The 21,042-nt window shown below is 68.8% G+C and carries 19 protein-coding genes; 15 read left to right on the top strand and 4 right to left on the bottom strand.

The genetic code is table 11. The annotated features are described in order from the left end of the window. Window positions 1-68 precede the first annotated feature (68 nt). Both AC1DGE_RS14035 and AC1DGE_RS14030 read right to left on the bottom strand, forming a co-directional pair. Window positions 69-1,034, bottom strand: coding sequence for a quinone oxidoreductase family protein (locus AC1DGE_RS14035; RefSeq protein ID WP_476917649.1), 966 nt, complete (start codon window positions 1,032-1,034; stop codon window positions 69-71). Window positions 1,035-1,162: 128 nt separating this feature from the next. Beyond that, complete coding sequence (locus AC1DGE_RS14030; RefSeq protein ID WP_441419455.1) at window positions 1,163-2,266, bottom strand: fatty acid desaturase family protein; 1,104 nt, start codon at window positions 2,264-2,266, stop codon at window positions 1,163-1,165. A gap of 185 nt (window positions 2,267-2,451) precedes the next feature. Here AC1DGE_RS14030 and argC point away from each other — a divergent pair, with 185 nt between their 5' ends. The 10 genes from argC (at window position 2,452) to AC1DGE_RS13980 (ending at window position 12,641) form a co-directional block, all read left to right on the top strand. Beyond that, on the top strand, window positions 2,452-3,483 hold the full coding sequence (gene argC, locus AC1DGE_RS14025) for an N-acetyl-gamma-glutamyl-phosphate reductase (protein ID WP_476917648.1): 1,032 nt from the start codon (window positions 2,452-2,454) through the stop codon (window positions 3,481-3,483). Further along, entirely contained in the window at window positions 3,480-4,646 is a 1,167-nt protein-coding gene (gene argJ, locus AC1DGE_RS14020; protein WP_441419433.1) for a bifunctional glutamate N-acetyltransferase/amino-acid acetyltransferase ArgJ, read from the top strand. Before argC ends, argJ begins: the two co-directional genes overlap by 4 nt. Before the next feature lie 16 nt (window positions 4,647-4,662). After that, complete coding sequence (gene argB, locus AC1DGE_RS14015) at window positions 4,663-5,595, top strand: acetylglutamate kinase (RefSeq protein WP_441419434.1); 933 nt, start codon at window positions 4,663-4,665, stop codon at window positions 5,593-5,595. Between the two features lie 107 nt (window positions 5,596-5,702). Then, window positions 5,703-6,932 (top strand): acetylornithine transaminase, encoded by a 1,230-nt coding sequence (locus AC1DGE_RS14010; RefSeq protein WP_441419435.1) that lies wholly within the window; start codon window positions 5,703-5,705, stop codon window positions 6,930-6,932. An 8-nt stretch (window positions 6,933-6,940) separates the two neighbouring features. Continuing rightward, a complete protein-coding gene (gene argF / locus AC1DGE_RS14005) occupies window positions 6,941-7,936 on the top strand; it encodes an ornithine carbamoyltransferase (RefSeq protein ID WP_441419456.1) in 996 nt (331 codons plus the stop codon). Further along, a complete protein-coding gene (locus AC1DGE_RS14000; RefSeq protein ID WP_441419436.1) occupies window positions 7,936-8,466 on the top strand; it encodes an arginine repressor in 531 nt (176 codons plus the stop codon). The genes argF and AC1DGE_RS14000 overlap by 1 nt, the downstream gene beginning before the upstream one ends. A 60-nt stretch (window positions 8,467-8,526) precedes the next feature. Further along, window positions 8,527-9,732: an argininosuccinate synthase gene (locus AC1DGE_RS13995; RefSeq protein ID WP_175323273.1), complete on the top strand. Its 1,206-nt coding sequence runs from the start codon at window positions 8,527-8,529 to the stop codon at window positions 9,730-9,732. Window positions 9,733-9,737: 5 nt separating this feature from the next. Then, on the top strand, window positions 9,738-11,174 hold the full coding sequence (gene argH, locus AC1DGE_RS13990; RefSeq protein WP_441419437.1) for an argininosuccinate lyase: 1,437 nt from the start codon (window positions 9,738-9,740) through the stop codon (window positions 11,172-11,174). A 148-nt stretch (window positions 11,175-11,322) separates the two neighbouring features. After that, window positions 11,323-11,844, top strand: a complete 522-nt coding sequence (locus tag AC1DGE_RS13985) for a pyridoxine/pyridoxamine 5'-phosphate oxidase (protein ID WP_441419438.1) — start codon at window positions 11,323-11,325, stop codon at window positions 11,842-11,844. 56 nt (window positions 11,845-11,900) lie between these two features. Next, window positions 11,901-12,641 carry a maleylpyruvate isomerase family mycothiol-dependent enzyme gene (locus AC1DGE_RS13980; RefSeq protein WP_476917647.1) on the top strand — a complete coding sequence of 247 codons (741 nt, stop codon included), beginning with the start codon at window positions 11,901-11,903 and terminating at the stop codon, window positions 12,639-12,641. Here the strand turns inward: AC1DGE_RS13980 and AC1DGE_RS13975 are convergent. After that, window positions 12,638-13,153 (bottom strand): methylated-DNA--[protein]-cysteine S-methyltransferase, encoded by a 516-nt coding sequence (locus AC1DGE_RS13975; RefSeq protein ID WP_441419440.1) that lies wholly within the window; start codon window positions 13,151-13,153, stop codon window positions 12,638-12,640. The genes AC1DGE_RS13980 and AC1DGE_RS13975 overlap by 4 nt on opposite strands. Continuing rightward, on the bottom strand, window positions 13,150-14,733 hold the full coding sequence (locus tag AC1DGE_RS13970) for a DNA-3-methyladenine glycosylase 2 family protein (RefSeq protein WP_441419441.1): 1,584 nt from the start codon (window positions 14,731-14,733) through the stop codon (window positions 13,150-13,152). The genes AC1DGE_RS13975 and AC1DGE_RS13970 overlap by 4 nt, the downstream gene beginning before the upstream one ends. Window positions 14,734-14,835: 102 nt before the next feature. On the opposite strand from AC1DGE_RS13970, the gene AC1DGE_RS13965 reads away from it, so the two are divergent. From AC1DGE_RS13965 to tyrS, 5 genes are all read left to right on the top strand, one after another. Then, window positions 14,836-15,477: a DNA-3-methyladenine glycosylase gene (locus AC1DGE_RS13965; RefSeq protein WP_441419442.1), complete on the top strand. Its 642-nt coding sequence runs from the start codon at window positions 14,836-14,838 to the stop codon at window positions 15,475-15,477. Window positions 15,478-15,486: 9 nt separating this feature from the next. Next, window positions 15,487-16,122: a hypothetical protein gene (locus tag AC1DGE_RS13960; RefSeq protein WP_441419443.1), complete on the top strand. Its 636-nt coding sequence runs from the start codon at window positions 15,487-15,489 to the stop codon at window positions 16,120-16,122. Between the two features lie 54 nt (window positions 16,123-16,176). Then, the gene (locus AC1DGE_RS13955) at window positions 16,177-16,740 is read left to right on the top strand and encodes an adenine phosphoribosyltransferase (protein WP_441419444.1); all 564 of its coding nucleotides are present in this window, start codon (window positions 16,177-16,179) and stop codon (window positions 16,738-16,740) included. Between the two features lie 128 nt (window positions 16,741-16,868). Then, window positions 16,869-19,097: a HelD family protein gene (locus AC1DGE_RS13950; RefSeq protein ID WP_441419445.1), complete on the top strand. Its 2,229-nt coding sequence runs from the start codon at window positions 16,869-16,871 to the stop codon at window positions 19,095-19,097. A gap of 148 nt (window positions 19,098-19,245) precedes the next feature. Further along, the gene (tyrS, locus tag AC1DGE_RS13945) at window positions 19,246-20,559 is read left to right on the top strand and encodes a tyrosine--tRNA ligase (protein ID WP_441419446.1); all 1,314 of its coding nucleotides are present in this window, start codon (window positions 19,246-19,248) and stop codon (window positions 20,557-20,559) included. Window positions 20,560-21,042: the final 483 nt, after the last annotated feature.

Below are 21,042 nucleotides of genomic sequence, written 5' to 3'. Positions count from 1 at the left end.
GCTCAATCACAGGGTGATTCTCCCTGCAGCAGATGAACGGAAGACATCGGTGCCACTCCAGGGCCGATTCAGGGGACCAGGATGACCTTGCCGGTGGTGCGGCGCTGCTCCAGGTCGGTGTGGGCTGCGGCGGCGTCGGCGAGATCGTAGCGGGCGCCGATCCGGACCTTGAGGCTGCCTTCCGCCACTGCGGCGAAGAGTTCGTCGGAGCGCCAGCGGCGTTCCCGCGCGTCGCGGAGGAAGTGCGTGATGGTCGGCCGGGTCAGGTAGAGCGAGCCGCCGGCGTTGAGCCGCTGCGGGTCGAACGGCGGCACCGGACCGGACGCGGCGCCGAAGAGCACAAGGGTGCCGCGGATCCGGAGCGCCGCCAGGGAATCGTCGAAGGTGTCTTTTCCGACGCCGTCGTACACCACGTGCGCGCCGGCGCCGTCCGTCAGCTCGCGCACCTTTGCGGCGAAGCCGTCATAGCGCAGCACGTGGTCCGCGCCGGCGCCGCGGGCCAGCGCCTCCTTCTCATCGGTGGAGACGGTGGTGATGACGTTCGCGCCCTTGGCCTTGAGCAACTGGATCAGCAGCAGGCCGACGCCGCCGGCGCCGGCGTGCAGCAGCACGGTATGGCCCTCTTCCACCTTGAAGGAGGAGTTGATCAGGTAGTGCGCGGTGATGCCCTGCAGGGGGAGGGCAGCGGCGGTGTAGTCGTCGACGCCGCGGGGCACCGGCAGCGCCTTGTCCGCGTCCACGAGGGCGTACCCGGCGTAGCAGTTGACACCCTCGGCGGTCGCGACCCGGTCGCCGGCGGAGAAGTTGCTCACGCCGTCGCCCAGCTCCTCCACGGTCCCGGAGGCCTCGGAGCCCGGAGTGAAGGGGTACTGCACCTTGTAGACGCCGCTGCGCTTGTAGGTGTCGATGAAGTTCACGCCCGCGGCGGCGACCTTGATCAGCAGCTGGCCGGGCCCCGGAACCGGCCGGTCGACTTGTGCCAGCTCGAGGACCTCCGGTCCGCCGGCCTGCCGGGCGAGGATTGCGTGCGTCATGTGTCTCCTTCTGAAGTGTCAGGGCCTTTTGAAGCGCCAGCGCTCCGGGCGAGGAAGCTTCCTCGGCGCGGATCCTGAGACCATCCTAGGGACACCGGCGCGCCGGGCGCAGTATGCCCCGCGTGCCGCTAGTAACGGCGGGTAACGGTGGCCATTGGGCACTCGAAGTGGCGGCCCGCGGCGAGGCCGACGTCGTTGAGGTAGCGCACGATGATGCCGTAGGACTGCAGCAGGGTGGTTTCGGTGTACGGGACCTGGTGCTTGGCGCAGAACTCGCGGACGATCACGGCGGCCTTGTCCAGATGGGGGCGTGCCATGTCCGGGAAGAGGTGGTGCTCGGCCTGGCGGTTGAGGCCGCCGAGCAGGATGTCCATGAAGCGGCCGCCGGAGATGTTCCGGGACGTGAGGACCTGGCGGCTGAAGAAGTCCACCCGGCTGTCAGCCGGCAGCACGGGCATGCCCTTGTGGTTCGGTGCGAAGGAGGCGCCCATGTAGAAGCCGAAGACGGCGAGCTGCACGCCGATAAACGCCAGTGCCATGCCCCAGGGCAGGAACGCGAAGGCGAGCACGGGCAGCAGGCTCAGCCGGGCCGCGAGGATGGGGATCTCCACCCAGCGGTGCGTGACCTTGGCGCGGCGGACGATGAACCTGACCGAATCGATCTGCAGGCCCAGGCCCACGAGGAACAGCAGCGGGAAGAAGAACCAGCCCTGCTTGCGGGTCAGGAAGGAGAACCGTCCCTGCCGGGTCGCCGCGGCTTCGGGGAAGAAGGCGATCGCGCCGGTGGCGATGTCCGGATCCTTGGAAATCACGTTCGGGTGGTTGTGGTGCGCGCCGTGCTTCTGCTCCCACCAGGAGTAGCTGATGCCGGCCACCGACGTGGCCAGCAGCCGTGCGGCCCAGTCGTTGGCGCGGCGGGAGGCGAAGATCTGGCGGTGCCCGGCCTCGTGGGCCAGGAAGCTCAACTGGGTGCAGAGGATACCCAGGGCTGCCGCGATGAGGAGCTGGAACCAGCTGTCCCCGATCAGCGCGAAGCCGAACCAGGTGGCGGCCATCAGCAGGGCCAGGATGGAAAACACCGTCACGTAGAACCCGGTGCGGCGTTCCAGCAGGCCTTCGGCCTTGACGCGCTTCAGCAGTTCCGAATAGCTCAGGACGACGGCGTTGGGCTGCCGGACCCGCGGCTGCGGGTGCGCCGGGGAGTCGGCGGAAAGTGTGGTGGAGGGGGTCATGAAACGCATGCCTCGTAACTGTTACGGGCAACGCTGCAGCCGACATTTGCGGCCGCACGGTCTGGATCACCCTCTACCCAGCATACGCTGACGGTTTCGTCCGCGTCCGGACACGGCCTTGGGCATGGCCGCGCGCATGCATAAATATCGGGCTCTATGCATAGTCTTGCTGTACACTCGGTGCTATGACTATTTCTGTTGCCGTCTCCGGCGCAAGCGGCTACGCCGGCGGCGAGGTATTGAGGCTCCTGGCCGGTCATCCCGACGTCACCATCGGGGCCATTACCGCGCACAGCAACGCCGGTTCCAGACTAGGGGAATTGCAGCCGCATCTCCATGGCCTGGCGGACCGCATCCTCGAAGACACCACCGTGGAAAACCTGGCCGGACATGACGTCGTGTTCCTTGCCCTCCCGCACGGGGCGTCCGCCGAGATCGCGGCGCAACTGCCCGCCGGCACGGTCGTGATCGACGCCGGCGCGGACCACCGGCTGGAGGATCCGGCGGCGTGGGAGAAGTTCTACGGATCGCCGCACGCCGGCACCTGGCCCTACGGGCTGCCCGAGCTGCCGGGCCAGCGCGAGGCACTGCGCGGCGCCACCCGAATCGCCGTGCCCGGCTGCTACCCGACGTCGGCCCTGCTGGCCCTCACCCCGGGCTTCAGCAACCACCTGCTACAGGCCGACGACGTCGTGATCGTTTCCGCTTCCGGTACGTCCGGGGCCGGCAAGGCCGCGAAGGTGAACCTGATCGGCGCCGAGGTGATGGGTTCGATGAGTCCCTACGGCGTCGGCGGCGGGCACCGGCACACCCCGGAGATCGAGCAGGGGCTGTCCAAGGCGCTGAACGCGCCGGTGACGGTGTCCTTTACCCCCACGCTGGCCCCGATGAGCCGCGGCATCCTCACCACGGCCACCGCGAAAGTCCGGCCGGGCGTGACTGCTGAGGAACTGCGCCGCGCCTGGGCCGAGGCGTACGACGAGGAGCCGTTCGTGCACCTGCTGCCGGAAGGCCAGTGGCCCTCCACCAAGTCCGTGCAGGGCTCCAACCACGCCGTGATGCAGCTGGCCCTCGACGGACACACCGGCCGCGTGATCGTCACCTGCGCCATCGACAACCTCACCAAGGGGACCGCCGGCGGCGCCGTGCAGTCCATGAACATTGCCCTCGGCCTGGCGGAAACCGCCGGCCTCGACCTCCAGGGAGTCGCACCGTGAGCATCACCGCCCCCAAGGGATTCCGCGCTGCCGGGGTCAAGGCCGGCCTCAAGGCCTCCGGAAACCCGGACCTGGCCCTCGTGGTCAACGACGGCCCCAACAAAGCCGCCGCCGCCGTCTTCACCTCGAACCGGGTGGCCGCCGCGCCCGTGCACTGGTCCCGCGAAGTCATCAAGGACGGCCGGGTGGACGCCGTGATCCTCAACTCCGGCGGCGCCAACGCCTGCACCGGCCCGCAAGGCTTCCAGAACACCCACACCACCGCCGAAAAGACCGCCGAGGCACTCGGGGCCTCAGCGACGGACATCTTCGTCTGTTCCACCGGCCTGATCGGCGAACAGCTTCCGATGGACAAGCTCGTCCCCGCGATCGGCGTCGCAGCCGCGGAATTGAACGCCGACGGCGGCCCGGCAGCGGCTGCCGCAATCATGACCACCGACTCGGTGTCCAAGCAGGCGGTCTTCACCGGCGCCGACGCCGAGGGCCGGGAATTCACCATCGGCGGCATGGCCAAGGGAGCCGGCATGCTTGCCCCGGGCCTGGCCACGATGCTCGTGGTCCTCACCACGGACGCGGAGGTCCAGCCCGAACTGCTCGACGTCGTGCTCCGCGACGCCACCCGCGTCACCTTCGACCGGGCCGATTCGGACGGCTGCATGTCCACCAATGACACCGTGGTGCTGCTCGCCTCCGGCGCCACGGGCGCCGTGCCCTCCGCCGTCGACTTCGGCAAGGGGCTCACCCAGGTGTGCGCGGAACTGGCCCGCAAACTGATCGGCGACGCCGAGGGTGCCAGCCACGACATCGCCATCCGTACCTTCAACGCCGCGAGCGAGAAGGACGCCGAAGTGGTCAGCCGGGCCGTGGCCCGCTCCAACCTCTTCAAGACGGCGATCTTCGGCAAGGACCCGAACTGGGGCCGCGTGCTGTCCGCCGTGGGCACCACGGACGCGGCCTTCGAACCGGACCAGCTGAATGTCTCGATGAACGGTGTGCAGATCTGCCGCAACGGCAGCATCGGCGAGGACCGCGGCCTGGTGGACCTGGAGCCGCGCGAAGTCCTGGTCGAGATCGACCTGCAGGCTGGCGCCGCCGAGGCCACGATCTGGACCAACGACCTGACGCACGAGTACGTCCACGAAAACAGCGCCTACTCCAGCTAAGGGAATGACGAACGACATGAGCACCCAGACCCGCGAGACCACTTCCATGGCCGACGCGCAGGGCAAGGCCGGCACCCTGATCGAGGCGCTGCCCTGGATCCAGCGCTTCGCCGGAACCACCATGGTGATCAAGTACGGCGGCAACGCCATGGTCAACGACGAACTCCGCCGCGCCTTCGCCGAGGACGTCGTCTTCCTGCACCACGTCGGCATCCACCCCGTCGTGGTGCACGGCGGCGGCCCGCAGATCAACGCCATGCTCAGCCGGCTCGGCATCGAATCCGAGTTCAAGGGCGGCCTGCGCGTCACCACCCCCGAGGCCATGGACGTGGTCCGGATGGTCCTTACCGGCCAGGTGGGCCGCGAGCTCGTGGGCCTAATCAACTCGCACGGGCCCTACGCCGTCGGGATGTCCGGCGAAGACGGCGGACTGCTGCGCGCCGTCCGCACCGGCACCGTGGTGGACGGCGAAGAGGTGGACCTGGGCCTCGTCGGCGAAGTCGTCGGGGTGAACCCGGAAGGCATCCTGGACATCGTGGCGGCCGGCCGGATCCCGGTGATCTCGACCGTCGCGCCGGAGATCTCCCCGGACGGGTCCACCACCGGGCAGGTACTCAACGTCAACGCGGACACGGCTGCGGCGGCGGTCGCGTCGGCCCTGGGTGCCTCCAAGCTGGTCATCCTGACCGATGTCGAGGGCCTCTACGCCAACTGGCCGGACAGGTCATCGCTCATCTCGTCGCTGACGGCGTCGGAGCTGCGCGAGATGCTCCCGCGTCTTGAATCCGGCATGATCCCGAAGATGGCGGCCTGCCTGAAAGCGATTGACGACGGCGTCGAGCGCGCGCACATCGTGGACGGCCGGCTGCCGCACTCGATGCTGCTGGAAACCTTCACGACCGCCGGCATCGGCACCCAGGTCGTCCCGGACGAGGAAGTGAACGCATGAACGAAACTGTAGGCGCGAGCCCGACCGGCGATGGGGCCCCCGCCCGCTTCGCGGTGCCCGACCACACCCGGGCCCCCATCGCCGGCCGGGCTCCGACAGCTTCCGTTATGACTGGCGAAAGTAGCGGCGCGCAGTGGCTGTCCCGCTACTCGTCCTCGCTGCTTGGCGTCTTCGGCACCCCGCAGCGCGTACTGGTCCGCGGCGCCGGCTGCCTCGTCTGGGACGCGGACGGCAAGGAATACCTGGACCTGCTTGGCGGCATCGCGGTCAACGCGCTGGGCCACGCCCACCCCTTCGTCACCTCGGTGATCTCCAGCCAGTTGGCCACCCTGGGCCACGTCTCCAATTTCTTCACCAGCCCCACCCAGATTGCCTTGGCGGAGAAGCTGCTGGAAATTTCCAAGGCACCGGCCGGGTCCAAGGTGTTCTTCGCCAATTCCGGCACCGAGGCCGTCGAAGCGGCGTTCAAGCTGGCCAGGCGCAATGCTGGCGTCAGCCAGACAGACACGGACGCGCAGCCGCGGACCAAGATCATCGCCCTCGAAGGCGCCTTCCACGGCCGCACCATGGGCGCCCTGGCCCTCACCTCGAAGGAAGCCTACCGGGCGCCGTTCGCGCCGCTGCCCGGCGGCGTCGTCCACGTCCCCTTCGGTGACATCGACGCCCTCCGCGCCGAGATCGACGACTCCACCGCCGCGGTCTTCCTCGAACCCATCCAGGGCGAGGCGGGCGTCCGCCCGCTGCCCGCCGGCTACCTCCGGGCCGCCCGCGAAGCCACCAGCGCCGCCGGCGCCCTGCTGATCCTGGACGAGGTCCAGACCGGCATCGGCCGCACCGGCAAGTGGCTGGCCAGCGAAGACGCCGGAATCGTTCCCGACGCCGTGACCCTCGCCAAGGGCCTGGGCGGCGGGTTCCCGATCGGCGCCCTGCTCACCTTCGGCCCCGAGGTGTCCGCACTGCTGTCCGCCGGCCAGCACGGGACGACATTTGGCGGCAACCCGGTCGCCACCGCGGCCGCCCTGGCCACCCTGCACGTGCTGGAGAACCAGCAGGTGCTCGCCCACGTCCGGGAGGTGGGGGAGCACCTGCGCACCGGGCTCGCCGGAATCGCCGGCGTCACCGAAGTCCGCGGCGAAGGCCTGCTGATCGGCTTCGACCTCGACGCCGACGTCGCCCCCGCCGTCGTCACCGCCGGACTCGACGCCGGATTCATCGTCAACAGCCCCGGCCCGCACACCATCCGGCTCGCGCCGCCGCTGATCCTCACCGAGGCCCAGGCCGACCGCTTCCTCGCCGCCCTGCCGGCCCTCCTCCAGACCGCAAAGGACGCCCAGTGACCGCCTCCATGACCGCATCCGTGCCGACCCGCCACTTCCTCAAGGACACGGACCTCACCCCGGCCGAGCAGGCCGAGGTCCTGGACCTCGCCCTCCGGATGAAGGCGGCCCCGTACAGTGTCCAGCCCTTCGCCGCGGAAGGCAGCGGCCGCAAGACCGTGGCCGTGATCTTCGACAAGACCTCCACCCGGACCCGTGTCTCCTTCGCCACCGGCATCGCGGACATGGGCGGCAACGCCCTCATCATCAACCCGGGCGAAGCCCAGATCGGCCACAAGGAGTCGGTTGAGGACACCGCCAGGGTCCTCGAACGCATGGTTTCCACCGTCGTGTGGCGGACCGGGGCGCACGCCGGCCTCGTCGCGATGGCCGAACACTCGCGCGTCCCGGTGATCAACGCCCTGTGCGACGACTACCACCCCTGCCAGCTCCTGGCCGACCTGCTGACCGTCAAGGAGCACAAGGGCACGCTGGCCGGCCTCACCATGAGCTACCTCGGCGACTCGGCCAACAACATGGCCAACTCCTACCTGCTGGCCGGCGTCACCGCTGGCATGCACGTGCGCATCTCCGGCCCGGAGGGCTACCTGCCCGCAGCGGAGATCGTCGCCGCCGCGGAGGAGCGCGCCGCGGAGACCGGCGGCTCGGTGCTGGTCACCGTGGACGCCGCCGAGGCGCTCCGCGGAGCCGACGTCGTCGCCACCGACACCTGGGTGTCGATGGGCCAGGAGGACGAGAAGGAGGCCCGGCTGCAGCTGTTCCGCGACTACTCCGTGGACGAGGACGCGATGACGCTTGCCGCGCCGGACGCCGTCGTGCTGCACTGCCTCCCGGCCTACCGCGGCTACGAAATCTCCGCCGGCGTGATCGACGGCCCGCAGTCCGTGGTCTGGGATGAGGCCGAGAACCGGTTGCACGCGCAGAAAGCCCTGATGGCCTGGCTCATGCACCGCTCCGGCCTGGCAGTTGTTGACGGGCTCGCGCCGGTTGACGGGCTGGGCTGATGTCCGTCCAGCCCGCCGCCCAGGGAGCCAGCCCGGCCACCAAGACGGCCCGGCAGGCGCGGATCACCGCCATCCTGACCGGCGAATCCGTCCGCTCGCAGGCCGAGCTGGCGGCCCTGCTCGCGGACGACGGCGTCCAGGTCACCCAGGCCACGCTGTCCCGCGACCTCGTGGAGCTCGGCGCCGTCCGGGTCCGCGGCAAGGAAGGCGTGCTCGTGTACGCCGTGCCGGGGGAGGGCGGGGAACGCGCGGCCAAAAGCGGCGTGACGCAGGAGATCCTCGACGCCCGGCTGGCGCGGCTCTGCGGGGAACTGCTCGTCACGGCCGAGGCCTCCGCGAACCTTGTGGTGCTTCGCACCCCGCCGGGCGCCGCGAACTTCCTGGCCCTCGCGATCGACCACTCGGTGATGCCCTCGATCCTCGGCACCATCGCCGGGGACGACACCGTGCTGCTGGTCACCCGCGACCCGGCCGGCGGCGCCGCGGTCGCCGCCCGTTTCCTGTCACTGGCCGAAGAGGCCGGCCAATGACCCCCACCCGTGAACTTTCACCAGAGACCCCAAGAACCCAACAACTAAGGAGCATTTGAAGTGACTGAGCGTATTGTGCTGGCCTACTCCGGTGGCCTGGATACTTCCGTAGCCATCGGCTGGATCGGAGAAGCGACCGGCGCCGAGGTCATTGCCGTGGCGGTCGACGTCGGACAGGGCGGCGAGTCGCTGGAGACCATCCGCCAGCGTGCCCTCGGCTGCGGCGCCGTCGAAGCCTACGTGGCCGACGCGTCCGACGAGTTCGCGAACGAGTACTGCATGCCCACCCTGAAGGCGAACGCCCTCTACCAGGGCCACTACCCGCTGGTCTCCGCAATCTCCCGCCCGGTGATCGTCAAGCACCTGGTCAAGGCCGCCCGCGAATTCGGCGCCACCACTGTGGCCCACGGCTGCACCGGCAAGGGCAACGACCAGGTTCGTTTCGAGGTCGGCATCCAGACCCTCGGCCCGGACCTGAAGTGCATCGCCCCGGTCCGCGACCTCGCCCTGACCCGCGACAAGGCCATCGCCTTCGCCGAGGAGAAGGGACTGCCGATCGAGACCACCAAGAAGAACCCGTACTCGATCGACCAGAACGTCTGGGGCCGCGCCGTCGAGACCGGCTACCTTGAGGACATCTGGAACGCCCCCACCAAGGACATCTACGACTACACCGCCACCCCGGAGTTCCCGCCGGCCCCGGATGAAGTCACCATCTCCTTCGAAGCCGGCGTGCCGGTCGCAATCGACGGCGTCAAGGTCACCCCGCTGCAGGCCATCAAGGAACTGAACCGTCGCGCCGGCGCCCAGGGCGTCGGCCGGATCGACGTCGTCGAGGACCGCCTGGTCGGCATCAAGTCCCGCGAAATCTACGAGGCCCCCGGCGCGATGGCGCTGATCACCGCGCACAAGCACCTCGAGGACATCACGATCGAACGCGAGCAGGCCCGCTTCAAGGCCACGGTCGGCCAGCGCTGGTCCGAGCTGGTCTACGACGGCCAGTGGTTCTCCCCGCTCAAGCGCTCCTTGGACGCCTTCATCGAAGACACCCAGCGCTACGTCTCCGGCGACATCCGCATGGTGCTGCACGGCGGCCAGGCGATCGTCAACGGACGCCGCTCCGAGACCTCGCTCTACGACTTCGACCTCGCCACCTACGACACCGGCGACACCTTCGACCAGTCGATGGCCCGCGGCTTCATCGAGCTGTGGGGCATGTCCGCCAAGGTTGCCTCCGGCCGCGACATCCGCGTCGCAGGAAAGTAGCCCCTGTGGCTGAGTCGGAATCCACCAAGTCCGAGGCTACGAACACGGGTGCGTTGTGGGGCGGCCGGTTCGCCGGCGGCCCCGCCGACGCCCTCGCGGCGTTGAGCAAGTCCACACACTTTGACTGGCGGCTGGCCCGCTACGACATTGCCGGGTCGCAGGCGCACGCCCGCGTGCTGCACAAGGCCGGGCTGCTGGACGACGCCGAGCTTGAAGGCATGCTGGACGCCCTGGGCCGGCTGGATGCGGACGTCGCCTCCGGCGCCTACACCCCGGCCGAGTCCGACGAGGATGTGCACGGTTCGCTGGAACGCGGCCTGATCGAGCGTGCCGGCAGCCAGCTGGGCGGCAAGCTCCGCGCCGGCCGGTCCCGCAACGATCAGGTGGCCACGCTGGGCCGGATGTTCCTGCGCGACCACGCCCGGATCATCGCCCGCGGCGTCCTCGCCACCATCGACGCGCTGATCGGCCAGGCCAAGGAACACCGCGGGGTGGCCATGCCCGGCCGCACCCACCTCCAGCACGCCCAGCCGGTCCTGCTCAGCCACCACCTGTTGGCCCACGCCTGGGCGCTGCTGCGCGATGTGCAGCGGCTGGCCGACTGGGACAAGCGCGCTGGGGTCTCGCCCTACGGCTCCGGCGCCCTCGCCGGTTCCTCGCTGGGCCTGGACCCGGAGGCCGTCGCGGCGGACCTTGGCTTCAACTCGGCCACGCACAACTCGATCGACGGCACCGCCTCCCGCGACGTCTTTGCCGAGTTCGCGTGGGTGTCGGCGATGATCGGCGTGGACCTGTCCCGGGTCTCGGAGGAAGTGATCCTGTGGGCCACCAAGGAGTTCTCCTTCGTGACCCTGCACGACTCCTACTCCACCGGCTCCTCGATCATGCCGCAGAAGAAGAACCCTGACGTGGCCGAACTGGCCCGCGGCAAGGCCGGCCGGCTGATCGGCGACCTGACCGGGCTGCTCGCCACGCTCAAGGGCCTGCCGCTCGCGTACAACCGCGACCTGCAGGAGGACAAGGAACCGGTCTTCGACGCCGCCGACACCCTGGAGCTGCTGCTCCCGGCCGTGTCCGGCATGATCGCGACCCTGAAGTTCAACACCGAACGGATGGAAGCGCTGGCACCCCAAGGCTTCGCACTGGCCACGGACATTGCCGAATGGCTGGTCCGGCAGGGAGTTCCGTTCCGCGAGGCGCACGAGCTCTCCGGCGCCGCCGTGAAGCAGGCCGAAAGCCGCGACGTGGAACTCTGGGACCTGACGGACGAGGAATACGCCGCCATCTCGGAGCATTTGACCCCGGAGGTCCGCACGGTGCTGTCAACCGAGGGCTCGCTCAACAGCCGCAACTCGCAGGGCGGCACCGCGCCGGCCGCCGTCGAACGCCAGCTGCTGGCGCTCGAGGCGGAGCTCGACGGCGTGCGCGCGTACGCGGGGTAGCACTTCGACACCCGCGAGATGGGGGCCCACACCCGCAGGGTCCCCTGACCGAGCTTGCGAGGTTAGGGGGCGGGTGGGGACACTTCGCGGCAATGTTTTTCGTAAACACTGCCGCGAAGTGTCATCTCGTGGCGCTTAAGGTGGGTGCATGAGCGAATCGTTCCGCCAGTTCCTGCGTGCCCTGCCCGACTTCCCGGACGTGCTCCCGGACTTCGACCCGGCGACGGCACCCGAGGACCCGGGGGAACTGTTCCGGCAGTGGCTCGCCGAAGCCCTGGCGGCCGGAGTTCCGCAGCCCAACGCCTGCAGCCTGGCCACCGCCGACGCACTCGGACGTCCGTCCTCGCGGATGCTGATCCTCAAGGACATCGACGACGACGGCTGGCACTTCGCGACGTCCCGCCAGTCGCGCAAGGGCCGGGAACTGGCAGAGAACCCGAGCGCTGCGCTGAACTTTTTCTGGCAGCAGCAGGGCCGCCAGGTCCGTGTGGCCGGCCAGGTTGTGGCGCTCTCCGCGGAAGCCTCCGCCGCCGACTGGCACGATCGGCCCGGCGCCGACGGCAGCGAGAACCCCAGCTGGCAGCTCTACGCGCTCCGGCCCCGCGAACTCGAATTCTGGCAGGCCCGGCATGACCGGCGGCACATCCGGCACCGCTACGGGGCGCGCTGAGACGGCTCAGCCCAGTTAATCACCGTTAATCCGGAGGCTCCGTTAGGATGGGCGCCATGACCTCAATCACCCCTGAAAACCTGCTGGAGGAACTCCGCCGCGCCGCGGACGTCGTGACCGGAATCGCCGCCAAACTCAACGACCAGGACGTCCTGGCCGCGTCCGAACTCCCTGGCTGGACCCGCGGGCACGTGCTGGCCCACCTGGCCGGAATCGCCAACGCGATGGCCCGCCAGGTTGAGTACGCCGGCCGCGGCGAAAGCATCGAACTCTACGACGGCGGCTTCGAGGGACGCACCCGCGCCATCGAACTGGCGGCCGGCCACAGCGCTGAGCAGCACCGGGCCGCGCTGGCCGCGGCCTTCGAGCGTGCCCTGGGCGCCTTCGGTGCGCTGGAGGCGGCGGGCTGGCGGGAGCCGATCAGTTACCGCGGCGGCGTTGTGTTCGACGGCGGCCTGGCGCTCTGGCGCGAACTCACCATCCACGCCACGGACCTGGGCACCGGCCGCGGCCCCGAAACGTGGAGCAAGCCGTTCTGCGAGCATCTCTTCGAGTTCCTGGCCGCCCGGGTGCCTGAGGGCGAGCGTTTTGTGCTCCAGCCGCTCGGCCTGCCCTCCGTCGCGATCGGCGCCGCCGGCGGACGCTCCACCGCGATCAACGGCATGCTCACCGACATCGCGGCGTGGCTGGCCGGCCGCACCTCCACCCTGGGGAGCCTGCGCGCCACGGCAGCGGCCGACGGCGTCGAGCTGCCCGCGCTGTTGCCGTGGCCCGCGGGCGTTCCAGTGACGAACTAGGCCCGCACGGCCAGGGCCAGCTGCCGTTCGCGGTCCAGCAGGCTCTTTTTGATGGCGAGTCCCCAGCGGAACCCGCCCAGGCTCCCGTCGGTGCGGATCACCCGGTGGCATGGCACGAACAGAGCGGCCGCGTTGAAGGCGCAGGCGCTGGCCGCCGCCCGGACGGCCTTCGCGTTGCCGGACAGTTCCGCGTACTCGGTGTACGTCACCGGATGCCCCGGCGCCACGGTCCGCAGCATGTCCCAGGCATGGCTGCGGAAGGGGCCCGATTTCTGCAGCACCGGGACTTCCATCGCGGCTCGCGGGTTGCCGGCGTAGAACTCCTCGACGGCGGCCGAGATGCCGCGCAGTTCCGACACCGGTTCGTAGCCGCCGGGCAGCAGGTCCGGGTGGATCTGGCCCGTGAGTTCGCCGGGCACCGCGGTCCAGCCCGAGGCCAGCACCGCGCCGTCCCGGGCAATGATGGTGAACGGACCGTCCGGGGTGGAGATGGTCAAAAGCTGGGCTTTCATGTCGTCACTTTCTTCGAAGCTGCTGTCTTGGGCCGGGCTGCCATGGTCCGCGCTGCGGACTGGGCCGCTGCGGCCGCACGCCAGAGGTGCATGGTGGCGTAGGAGCGCCAGGGACTGACCTCCCGAAAATCGGGAGAGAGCGAATCGGGGGCGATCGGGTCGGCGGGCAGGCCATCCGCAGCCGCGGCGGCGCCACCGGCGTTATCGTCTGACGCCTGCGCCAGCGAGCGGATACCATTGCGGACCGCGGCGTCGTTGGCCAGGAAAACGTCCGGGGCGCCGATCACGCGCATTGCGACATAGCCCACAGTCCAGGGCCCGACGCCGGCCAGCGGCAAGAGCTTGGCCTGCAGGCCGGCGAGGTCGTCGCCGTAGCCAAAATCCAGGTCACCGGCGGCCATTGCCGCGGCGGCGGCACGGACCGAGTCGATGCGGCGCTGAGGTCCGCGCAGCAACTGGAACCCGGTGTCCGCGATGTCCGCCGCCGTCGGGAAGAGCCGGTGCAGGCCGTCCGCCGGAACCAGGCTCTCGCTGCCGCACGCGGAAAGCTGGACCAGGGCCGTCCTCGCAGCCGCCACGGTGATCTGTTGGCCGATCATGGCGCGAATCAGCAGCTCCTGCGGATCCACGGCCCCGGGCATCCGCATGCCGGGGGCGGCGGCAACGCTGGCCGCCAGCCGCGGATCGGCGGCGAGGGAGGTATCGATCGCGACCGGGTCGGCGTCGAGATCCAGCAGGCGCCGCACCCGGCTGAGCAGCGAGGCCAGGTCCCGCAGGTCCACGGCCCCAATCGTCAGCCTCAGGGGCCGGCCCGGGGAGCCGGCGTCGTAGTCCACCCGGAAGCGGGCATCCCCGTGCGCCAACCGCAGGGTGCGGGCGTAGGAGGTGGAGCTTCCTTCCTCGATGCCCGGAATGGCTCGGACGGCCAGGAATGCGAACACCCCAGGATCGAACGGCTCCCGGTACGGCAGGTTCAACGTAAGCGCCGTGGAGGCCACCGCCGTCCGGGCCGTCGCCTGCTGGTGCCGCGCCGTGGCCCGCAGCGCCGAGGGGGTCATGGCAAAGACCTCGGTGATGGTCTCGTTGAACTGCCGGACGCTGCTGAAGCCCGAGGCGAATGCGATGTCGGCGGCCTTCATTGAGGTGGAGACCAGCAGGGTCCGGGCGGTCTGCGCACGGCTGGCCCTCGCCAGCGAGAGCGGGCCGGCACCGAGTTCGTGGCTGAGGATGCGGTTGAGCTGGCGCGAGGAGTAGCCGAGCCGCGAGGCGAGCCCTTCCACGCCGTCGCGGTTGATCACGCCGTCGTTGATCAGGCGCATGGCCCGGCCGGCGATGTCCGAGCGGACATTCCACGCCGGGGTGCCCGGCACGGCTTCGGGGAGGCAGCGTTTGCATGCCCGGTAGCCTGCGTCATGCGCGGCGGCGGACGTCTCGTAAAAGGTGACATTGCCGGCCTTCGGGGTCCGCGCCGGGCAGGAGGGCCGGCAGTAGATGCCGGTGGTGCGGACAGCGGTATAGAACTGCCCGTCGAAACGGGGGTCCCGGGCATCGATTGCCCGGTAGCGCTGCCAAAAGTCCATGGCTCCATCCTGCCAGCTTCCGGCGGACCTCTGCTAGCGGAAATCGGACACGGCCGTGAGGGGCCGCTATGCCGCGATTCAGGGGTTTGTTAAAGTCGGAGGATGGATTCCAGCCTGACGCCAGACGCCCTGCGCGGGCTGCTGTCCGCCGACGCCCGAACCGTGGCCCCGCTGCTGCTCGGCGCAGTGCTGACGCACAGCAGCCATGGTGGGCCGGTAGCGGTGCGGATCACCGAGGTCGAGGCCTATCTGGGGCCGGAGGACTCGCTGCACCCTGATCCCGGCTCGCACACTTTCCGCGGCCAGACCCGGCGGAACGCCCCGATGTTCGGCCCGGCGGGGCACCTCTACGTCTACTTCACCTACGGGATGCACCATTGCGCCAACATCGTCTGCGGCCCCGAGGGAGTGGCCTCCGCCCTGCTCCTGCGCGCCGGTGAAGTCGTGGTCGGGGAGGAACTGGCCCAGGCGCGGCGGCCGACGTCGAAAGCCCCGAAGGACCTCGCCAGCGGTCCGGCCCGCTTCGCCACCGCCCTGGGACTGACGACGGCGGACAGCGGCCGCGACGCGCTCAGTGCACCGTTCCGGCTCGAGCTCCCGGCCGTGCCGGCGGCCGCGATCAGTTCCGGGCCGCGGGTGGGCGTCTCCGGCGCCGGCGGCACCGACGACTACCCGTGGCGCTTCTGGCTCAGCGGCGACCCGACTGTATCCCGTTACAAGGCCGCGAAGGTCCGAACGGCTTAGCCGGCAATCATGGGCGAAGGCAAGCGCGGGAAGCCAGGCAGCGAGCTCGAACGGCTGGTGATCTTCGAGCAGCTCGCCGCCGAGTACTTCCGGATGGTGGCGCTGTTCCAAGCCGACGCGGAGCCGCCGGCGGTGCCCTCCAGCGCGGGTGGGACAGAGGGGGAGCGCCGGCATTGGATCGAGCTTTTTCGGGCCGCACTGCTGCGCAAATTCATCGTGCGCGATGAACACGTTTCACTCAAGCTGGTGGTGAGGGCACTCCGCCTCTGCAACTACTCGGCGGACCGACACCTGACGGAAGGCACGGAACACGTGGTTGAGCTGTTCACCGCGGAGATGGTCCAGGGACGTCAACGTGTGCTGCCAGGGCCCGGCCATGACGAAGTGCCGGCCCCGGATGAAGGGCCGGACCGCTTCGAAGACGTTCTCTATGGACGGCTTTTGCACGGCGACGCCGACCGCTTCCGCCGGTCCGGTTGGGCAAACGACTACGCCCGCCTCAGCGCCGCAGCGGACAGCCGGTTCGACGCGGAGCACGCGCTCGCCAAGGCGCTGGAACTCGTCAGGTACGGATTTGCCCATGACCTCTTGCGGTCCCCGGAAGCAGCGGGTGACGCGGCCGGGCCCCCGACGGCCGGAGGGTAGGCCGGTAGCCCGCGGCCGGAACGGCCGTTTGCTACCAGCCAGTAAGATTGATGGGTGAAACAAAGCGAGCAGGCCCAGCCCCAGACCAGCAACGCAATCCCGGTGGACGAGCTGATCGCCAGCCTGTGCGCCACCGTCCCTGACTACCCCAAGCCGGGAATCATCTTCAGGGATCTGACCCCGGTCTTCGCCGACGGGGCCGCCCTCAAAGCTGTGGTCGATGCGCTGGTGGCGCCCTTCCACGGCCAGTTCGACGCCGTCGCCGGGGTGGAAGCCCGGGGCTTCCTGTTGGCTGCGGCCGCCGCCTACGCCACGGACACCGGCGTCGTCACCGTCCGCAAGGCCGGCAAGCTGCCGCGCGAAGTGGTCTCCGAGGACTACTCGCTGGAATACGGCACCGCCACCCTGGAACTGCACAGCTCGGACCTGGCGCCGGGTACCCGGGTGCTCATCCTCGATGACGTCCTCGCCACCGGCGGCACTTTGGGCGCAGCCTCCCGGCTGTTCGAACGCTGCGGCGTCGAGGTGGCTGGCGTCGGCGTCGTGATGGAGCTCGGCGACTTGAACGGCCGCGCGGCCCTGGCCGGCCACCGCATCCACTCCCTGCTGAACCTCTAGCGGCCAGCAAACGCCTCGGTAGAATGCCTGCAAAAAGTCCAGTCTGATGAAAACTGACATATTTCGGGAGCGAACACCGAAATGGTTGTAGAATGGTTGGTCTGTCTTTTTCGATAGGGGAACGTTCGATGCACGACGCTGATTTGGCCCATGAACGCGACTATGTAGCCGGACTGTATGCCCGGCTGGATGAGCTGCGGGCGGAGAAGCGCGCCCAGCTCGCCCAGGTTCGCCGCGCCGGTGCCGTGGGCACCATGCAGAACGTCTCCGAGCGGGATGCGTTCGCCGCACTCTACGAGGACCGCCTCGCACAGCTCGACGCCGTCGACGACCGCCTCGTGTTCGGCCGCCTCGACCTCGACTCCGGGGAAGCCCAGTACATCGGCCGCATCGGCCTGACCACCGAGGACCTGCAGCGGCTGATGGTGGACTGGCGGGCGCCCGAAGCCGGCCACTTCTACCAGGCCACCGCCTTCGACCGTCAAGGTGTACGCCGACGCCGGCACCTGATCCTGCAGGGCCGCGAAGTCAAGGCCATCGAGGATGACGTGCTCGACGCCGACATGCTGGCCGACAACGCCTCCCTGCAGGGCGAAGGCGCGCTGCTCGCGGCCCTGAACTCCAAGCGCACGGGCCGGATGTCGGACATCGTGGGCACCATCCAGTCCGAGCAGGACCGGATCATCCGTTCGTCCATCTCCGGTGCCCTCGTGGTCCAGGGCGGACCGGGTACCGGCAAGACCGCCGTCGCCCTGCACCGCGCCGCCTACCTGCTCTACACCCACCGGGACCGGCTCAAGACCGCCGGCGTGCTGCTGGTGGGCCCGTCGTCGTCGTTCATGAACTACATCGAACGGGTGCTGCCGTCCCTGGGCGAGACCGGCGTCGTGATGGCCAGCCTGGGCCGGCTGATGCCCGGCATCCACGCCGTTGCCGAAGACGATTCAGACGTCGCGGCGATCAAGGGCCGGCTCGACATGGCCGAGGTCGTCGCCAACGCGGTCGCCAACCGGCAGCGGATCCCGGCCGAAAACCGTGTCCTCGAAGTGGACGGCCGCAAGCTGGTGCTGACGCCGAGGCAGGTCCGCCGTGCCCGCGAAAAGGCGCGCGCCACCGGGAAGCCGCACAATGAGGCCAGGGTCTCCTTCGTCAAGATCCTGCTGCGCGAACTGACCGAGCAGATGACCGAACTGGTCGAGGCCAGCAGCATCGGCAACAACGCCGACCGTTCCTACCTCGCGGAGGACGTCCGTTCGGCGCGTGACGTGCGTGTGGCCCTGAACCTGTGCTGGATGCCGATGACCCCGGAGAAGCTGGTGGGCGAGTTGCTGAGCAAGCCCGCCATCCTCGAGGCCTGCACCCCGAACCTCAGCGCGGCCGAACGCGCCCGACTGCTCCGGCCGGCCGGTTCGCCGTGGACCGAGGCCGACGTGCCGCTGCTGGACGAGGCCGCCGAACTGCTCGGCGAACTGGATCCGGCTGCTGGCCGTGGCCTGGCCCAGCAGGAGCACGACCGGGCCCGCGATCTCGCCAACGCCAAGCAGACCCTGGTCAACATGGAAACGGCCGGGGTGGATGTCCTCATCTCAGCCGAAGAACTTGTGGACCAGAACCAGGAACGCGAGGCGCGGCTGACCGCGGCGGAGCGGGCCACGAGCGACCGCAGCTGGGCGTTCGGGCACATTGTGGTGGACGAGGCGCAGGAGCTCTCGCCCATGCAGTGGCGGCTGCTGGTCCGCCGCTGCCCGCTGAAGTCCTTCACGATTGTCGGCGACATCGCCCAGACGAGTTCGGTGGCCGGGGCGAAGTCCTGGCAGAGCGCGCTGGCCCCGATGTTCGGGGACCGCTGGCAGCTTGAGGAACTCACCGTCAACTACCGCACCCCGTCGCAGATTGCCGAGGCGGCGGCCCGGATGGCCAATGCCGCCGGACTCGTCGTCTCCGCGCCAAAGGCAGTCCGCGAGGGACGCTGGTCGCCGGTGATTGATCGCGTCGAGCCCGGGGCGATCGTGGACCGGCTCCTTGAGGTGCTCCCCGAGGAACTGGATGCGCTCGACGGCGGCCTGCTGGCCGTGATCGCCGACGGCGGGCTCTTGCCGGAGGCCACCGCCGCGTTGCGCGCAGCGTACGGCCGCCGCGTCGGCACGGGCGCCGGCAGCTACGAGCAGGACATCGTGGTGATCAGCCCCCGCGAGGCCAAGGGCCTGGAGTTCGACGGCGTCGTGGTGCTGGAACCGTCTGCCATGCTCAACCACGAGCACGGCCGGGTAGGCGATCTGTACGTCGCGATGACCCGCCCCACCCAGCGCTTACGGCTCATCGCGGCTGCTCCCGTACCGGCAGGCATCGAAGACTGAGGCTCCCCTCCCCGGTGGCGGCGGCCTGGGTTGCCGCCCCGGACGCTGCGGCTGTGCCGGGCCCGTCACGACGGCGCCGTCGCGCCCGGCGCCGTCACGAGCTGGAGCGGGGCCGTCCGGCCCTGTCGATCCTGCTAACTTAGATTCCGTGTCCCAGCTAAATGATCTTCAGTCCCAGCAGAACGACCCCGGCTTCGCCAACATCTGGCAGGAGCTGAAATGGCGCGGCCTTGTGCACGTTTCGACGGACGAGGCGGAGCTGGAGAAACTGCTCGCCGGCGCCCCCGCAACGTACTACTGCGGCTTCGACCCCACCGCGCCAAGCCTGCACCTGGGCAACCTCGTGCAACTGCTGCTGATGCGCCGGCTCCAGCTGGCCGGGCACAAGCCCCTCGGGTTGGTGGGAGGTTCCACCGGACTGATCGGTGACCCCCGGCAGACCGCCGAGCGGGTGCTCAACACTCCGGAGACCGTGGCGGAATGGGTCGGCCGGCTGCAGGGCCAGGTCCAGCGCTTCCTCAGCTTCGAGGGCGATAACGCGGCCCGGATGGTCAACAATCTCGACTGGACCGCCCCGCTGAGTGCCATTGATTTCCTGCGCGGCATCGGGAAGCACTTCCGCGTCGGCACGATGATCAAGAAGGACATCGTTGCCACCCGCCTGAACTCGGATGAGGGGATCAGCTACACCGAGTTCAGCTACCAGATCCTGCAGGGCATGGACTACCTGCAGCTGTTCCGCGACTACGGTTGCGTGCTGCAGACCGGCGGCTCGGACCAGTGGGGCAACCTCACCAGCGGCACGGACCTGATCCGCAAGGTGGAGGGCAAGCACGTCCACGCGCTGGGCACGCCGCTGATCACCAACTCGGACGGCACCAAGTTCGGCAAGAGCGAGGGCAACGCGATCTGGCTGGACGCGGAGATGTGCAGCCCGTACGCCTTCTACCAGTTCTGGCTCAACACCGCCGACGCCGACGTCGCGGCCCGCCTCAAGGTCTTCACCTTCCTCAGCCGCGCCGAAATCGAAGCCCTCGAAACCTCGGTTGCCGAGCGCCCGTTCGCACGTGTTGGCCAGCGGAAGCTTGCCTACGAGGTGACCTCGCTGGTGCACGGCGTCGAGGCCACCGAAAAGGTCATTGCCGCCTCGGCAGCCGTGTTCGGCGGCGGGGACCTGACCGCACTGGACGCAGAGAGCCTCAAGGCCGCGACGGCGGAACTGCCCTCCGCCACCGTGGACGGCTCCGGGCTCGGCATCATTGACCTGCTGGTGGCTACCGGGCTCTCCGAAAGCAAGTCCGCGGCCCGGCGTACCGTGGGGGAGGGCGGGGCTTACGTGAATAACACCAAGATCTCCGACCCCGACGCCGTCATCACGGCCGACGAACTGCTGCACGGGCGCTACCTGTTGCTGCGCCGCGGCAAGAAGAACCTGGCAACCGTGGAGGTTTCGGGAGCCTAGCCGGCACTGCACGGCTAAGCAGCGGTTCAGCCTCATGCACGCTCCCCTCCGGCCGATTTGCACGGCCGCAGGGGAGCGTGTATTGTTTTCTGAGTCGCCGCCGTTGAGCGGTGACCAACCCCCAACAAAAAAGAAGCAATTCTTCCTGCGCAAGATGTGGGAAAGCGAAATTGCTTCGAATTTTGCTGGGCGGATTCGCTTCTTCGGAGTGAATTTCGGAAGAACTTCCGGGTTTGCAAAGTGGAAATGAATGAAATAAGCTAAATACATCGCAGCGAAGAAATGCGGAACAAAAAGAAATTCACTGAGTGAATTGTTTCGAGAAGTATTCGAATGTGTCTGTTGTTTGAGAACTCAATAGTGTGCCAAGTTTGTTGATACCAATTTTGTATTGAATTGGTTGATTGTGCCGGGCCTGCCACCCCGTGGTTGGGTCCGGTGTTTTTAGCTGGTTTCAAATTTTGTGCATTGTGTTTATCCCGT

The sequence above is a fragment of the Arthrobacter sp. 05N425 genome (assembly GCF_056397125.1).
The sequence above is the reverse complement of the archived record's forward strand: the minus strand, read 5'-3'. Positions and strand labels throughout refer to the sequence as shown.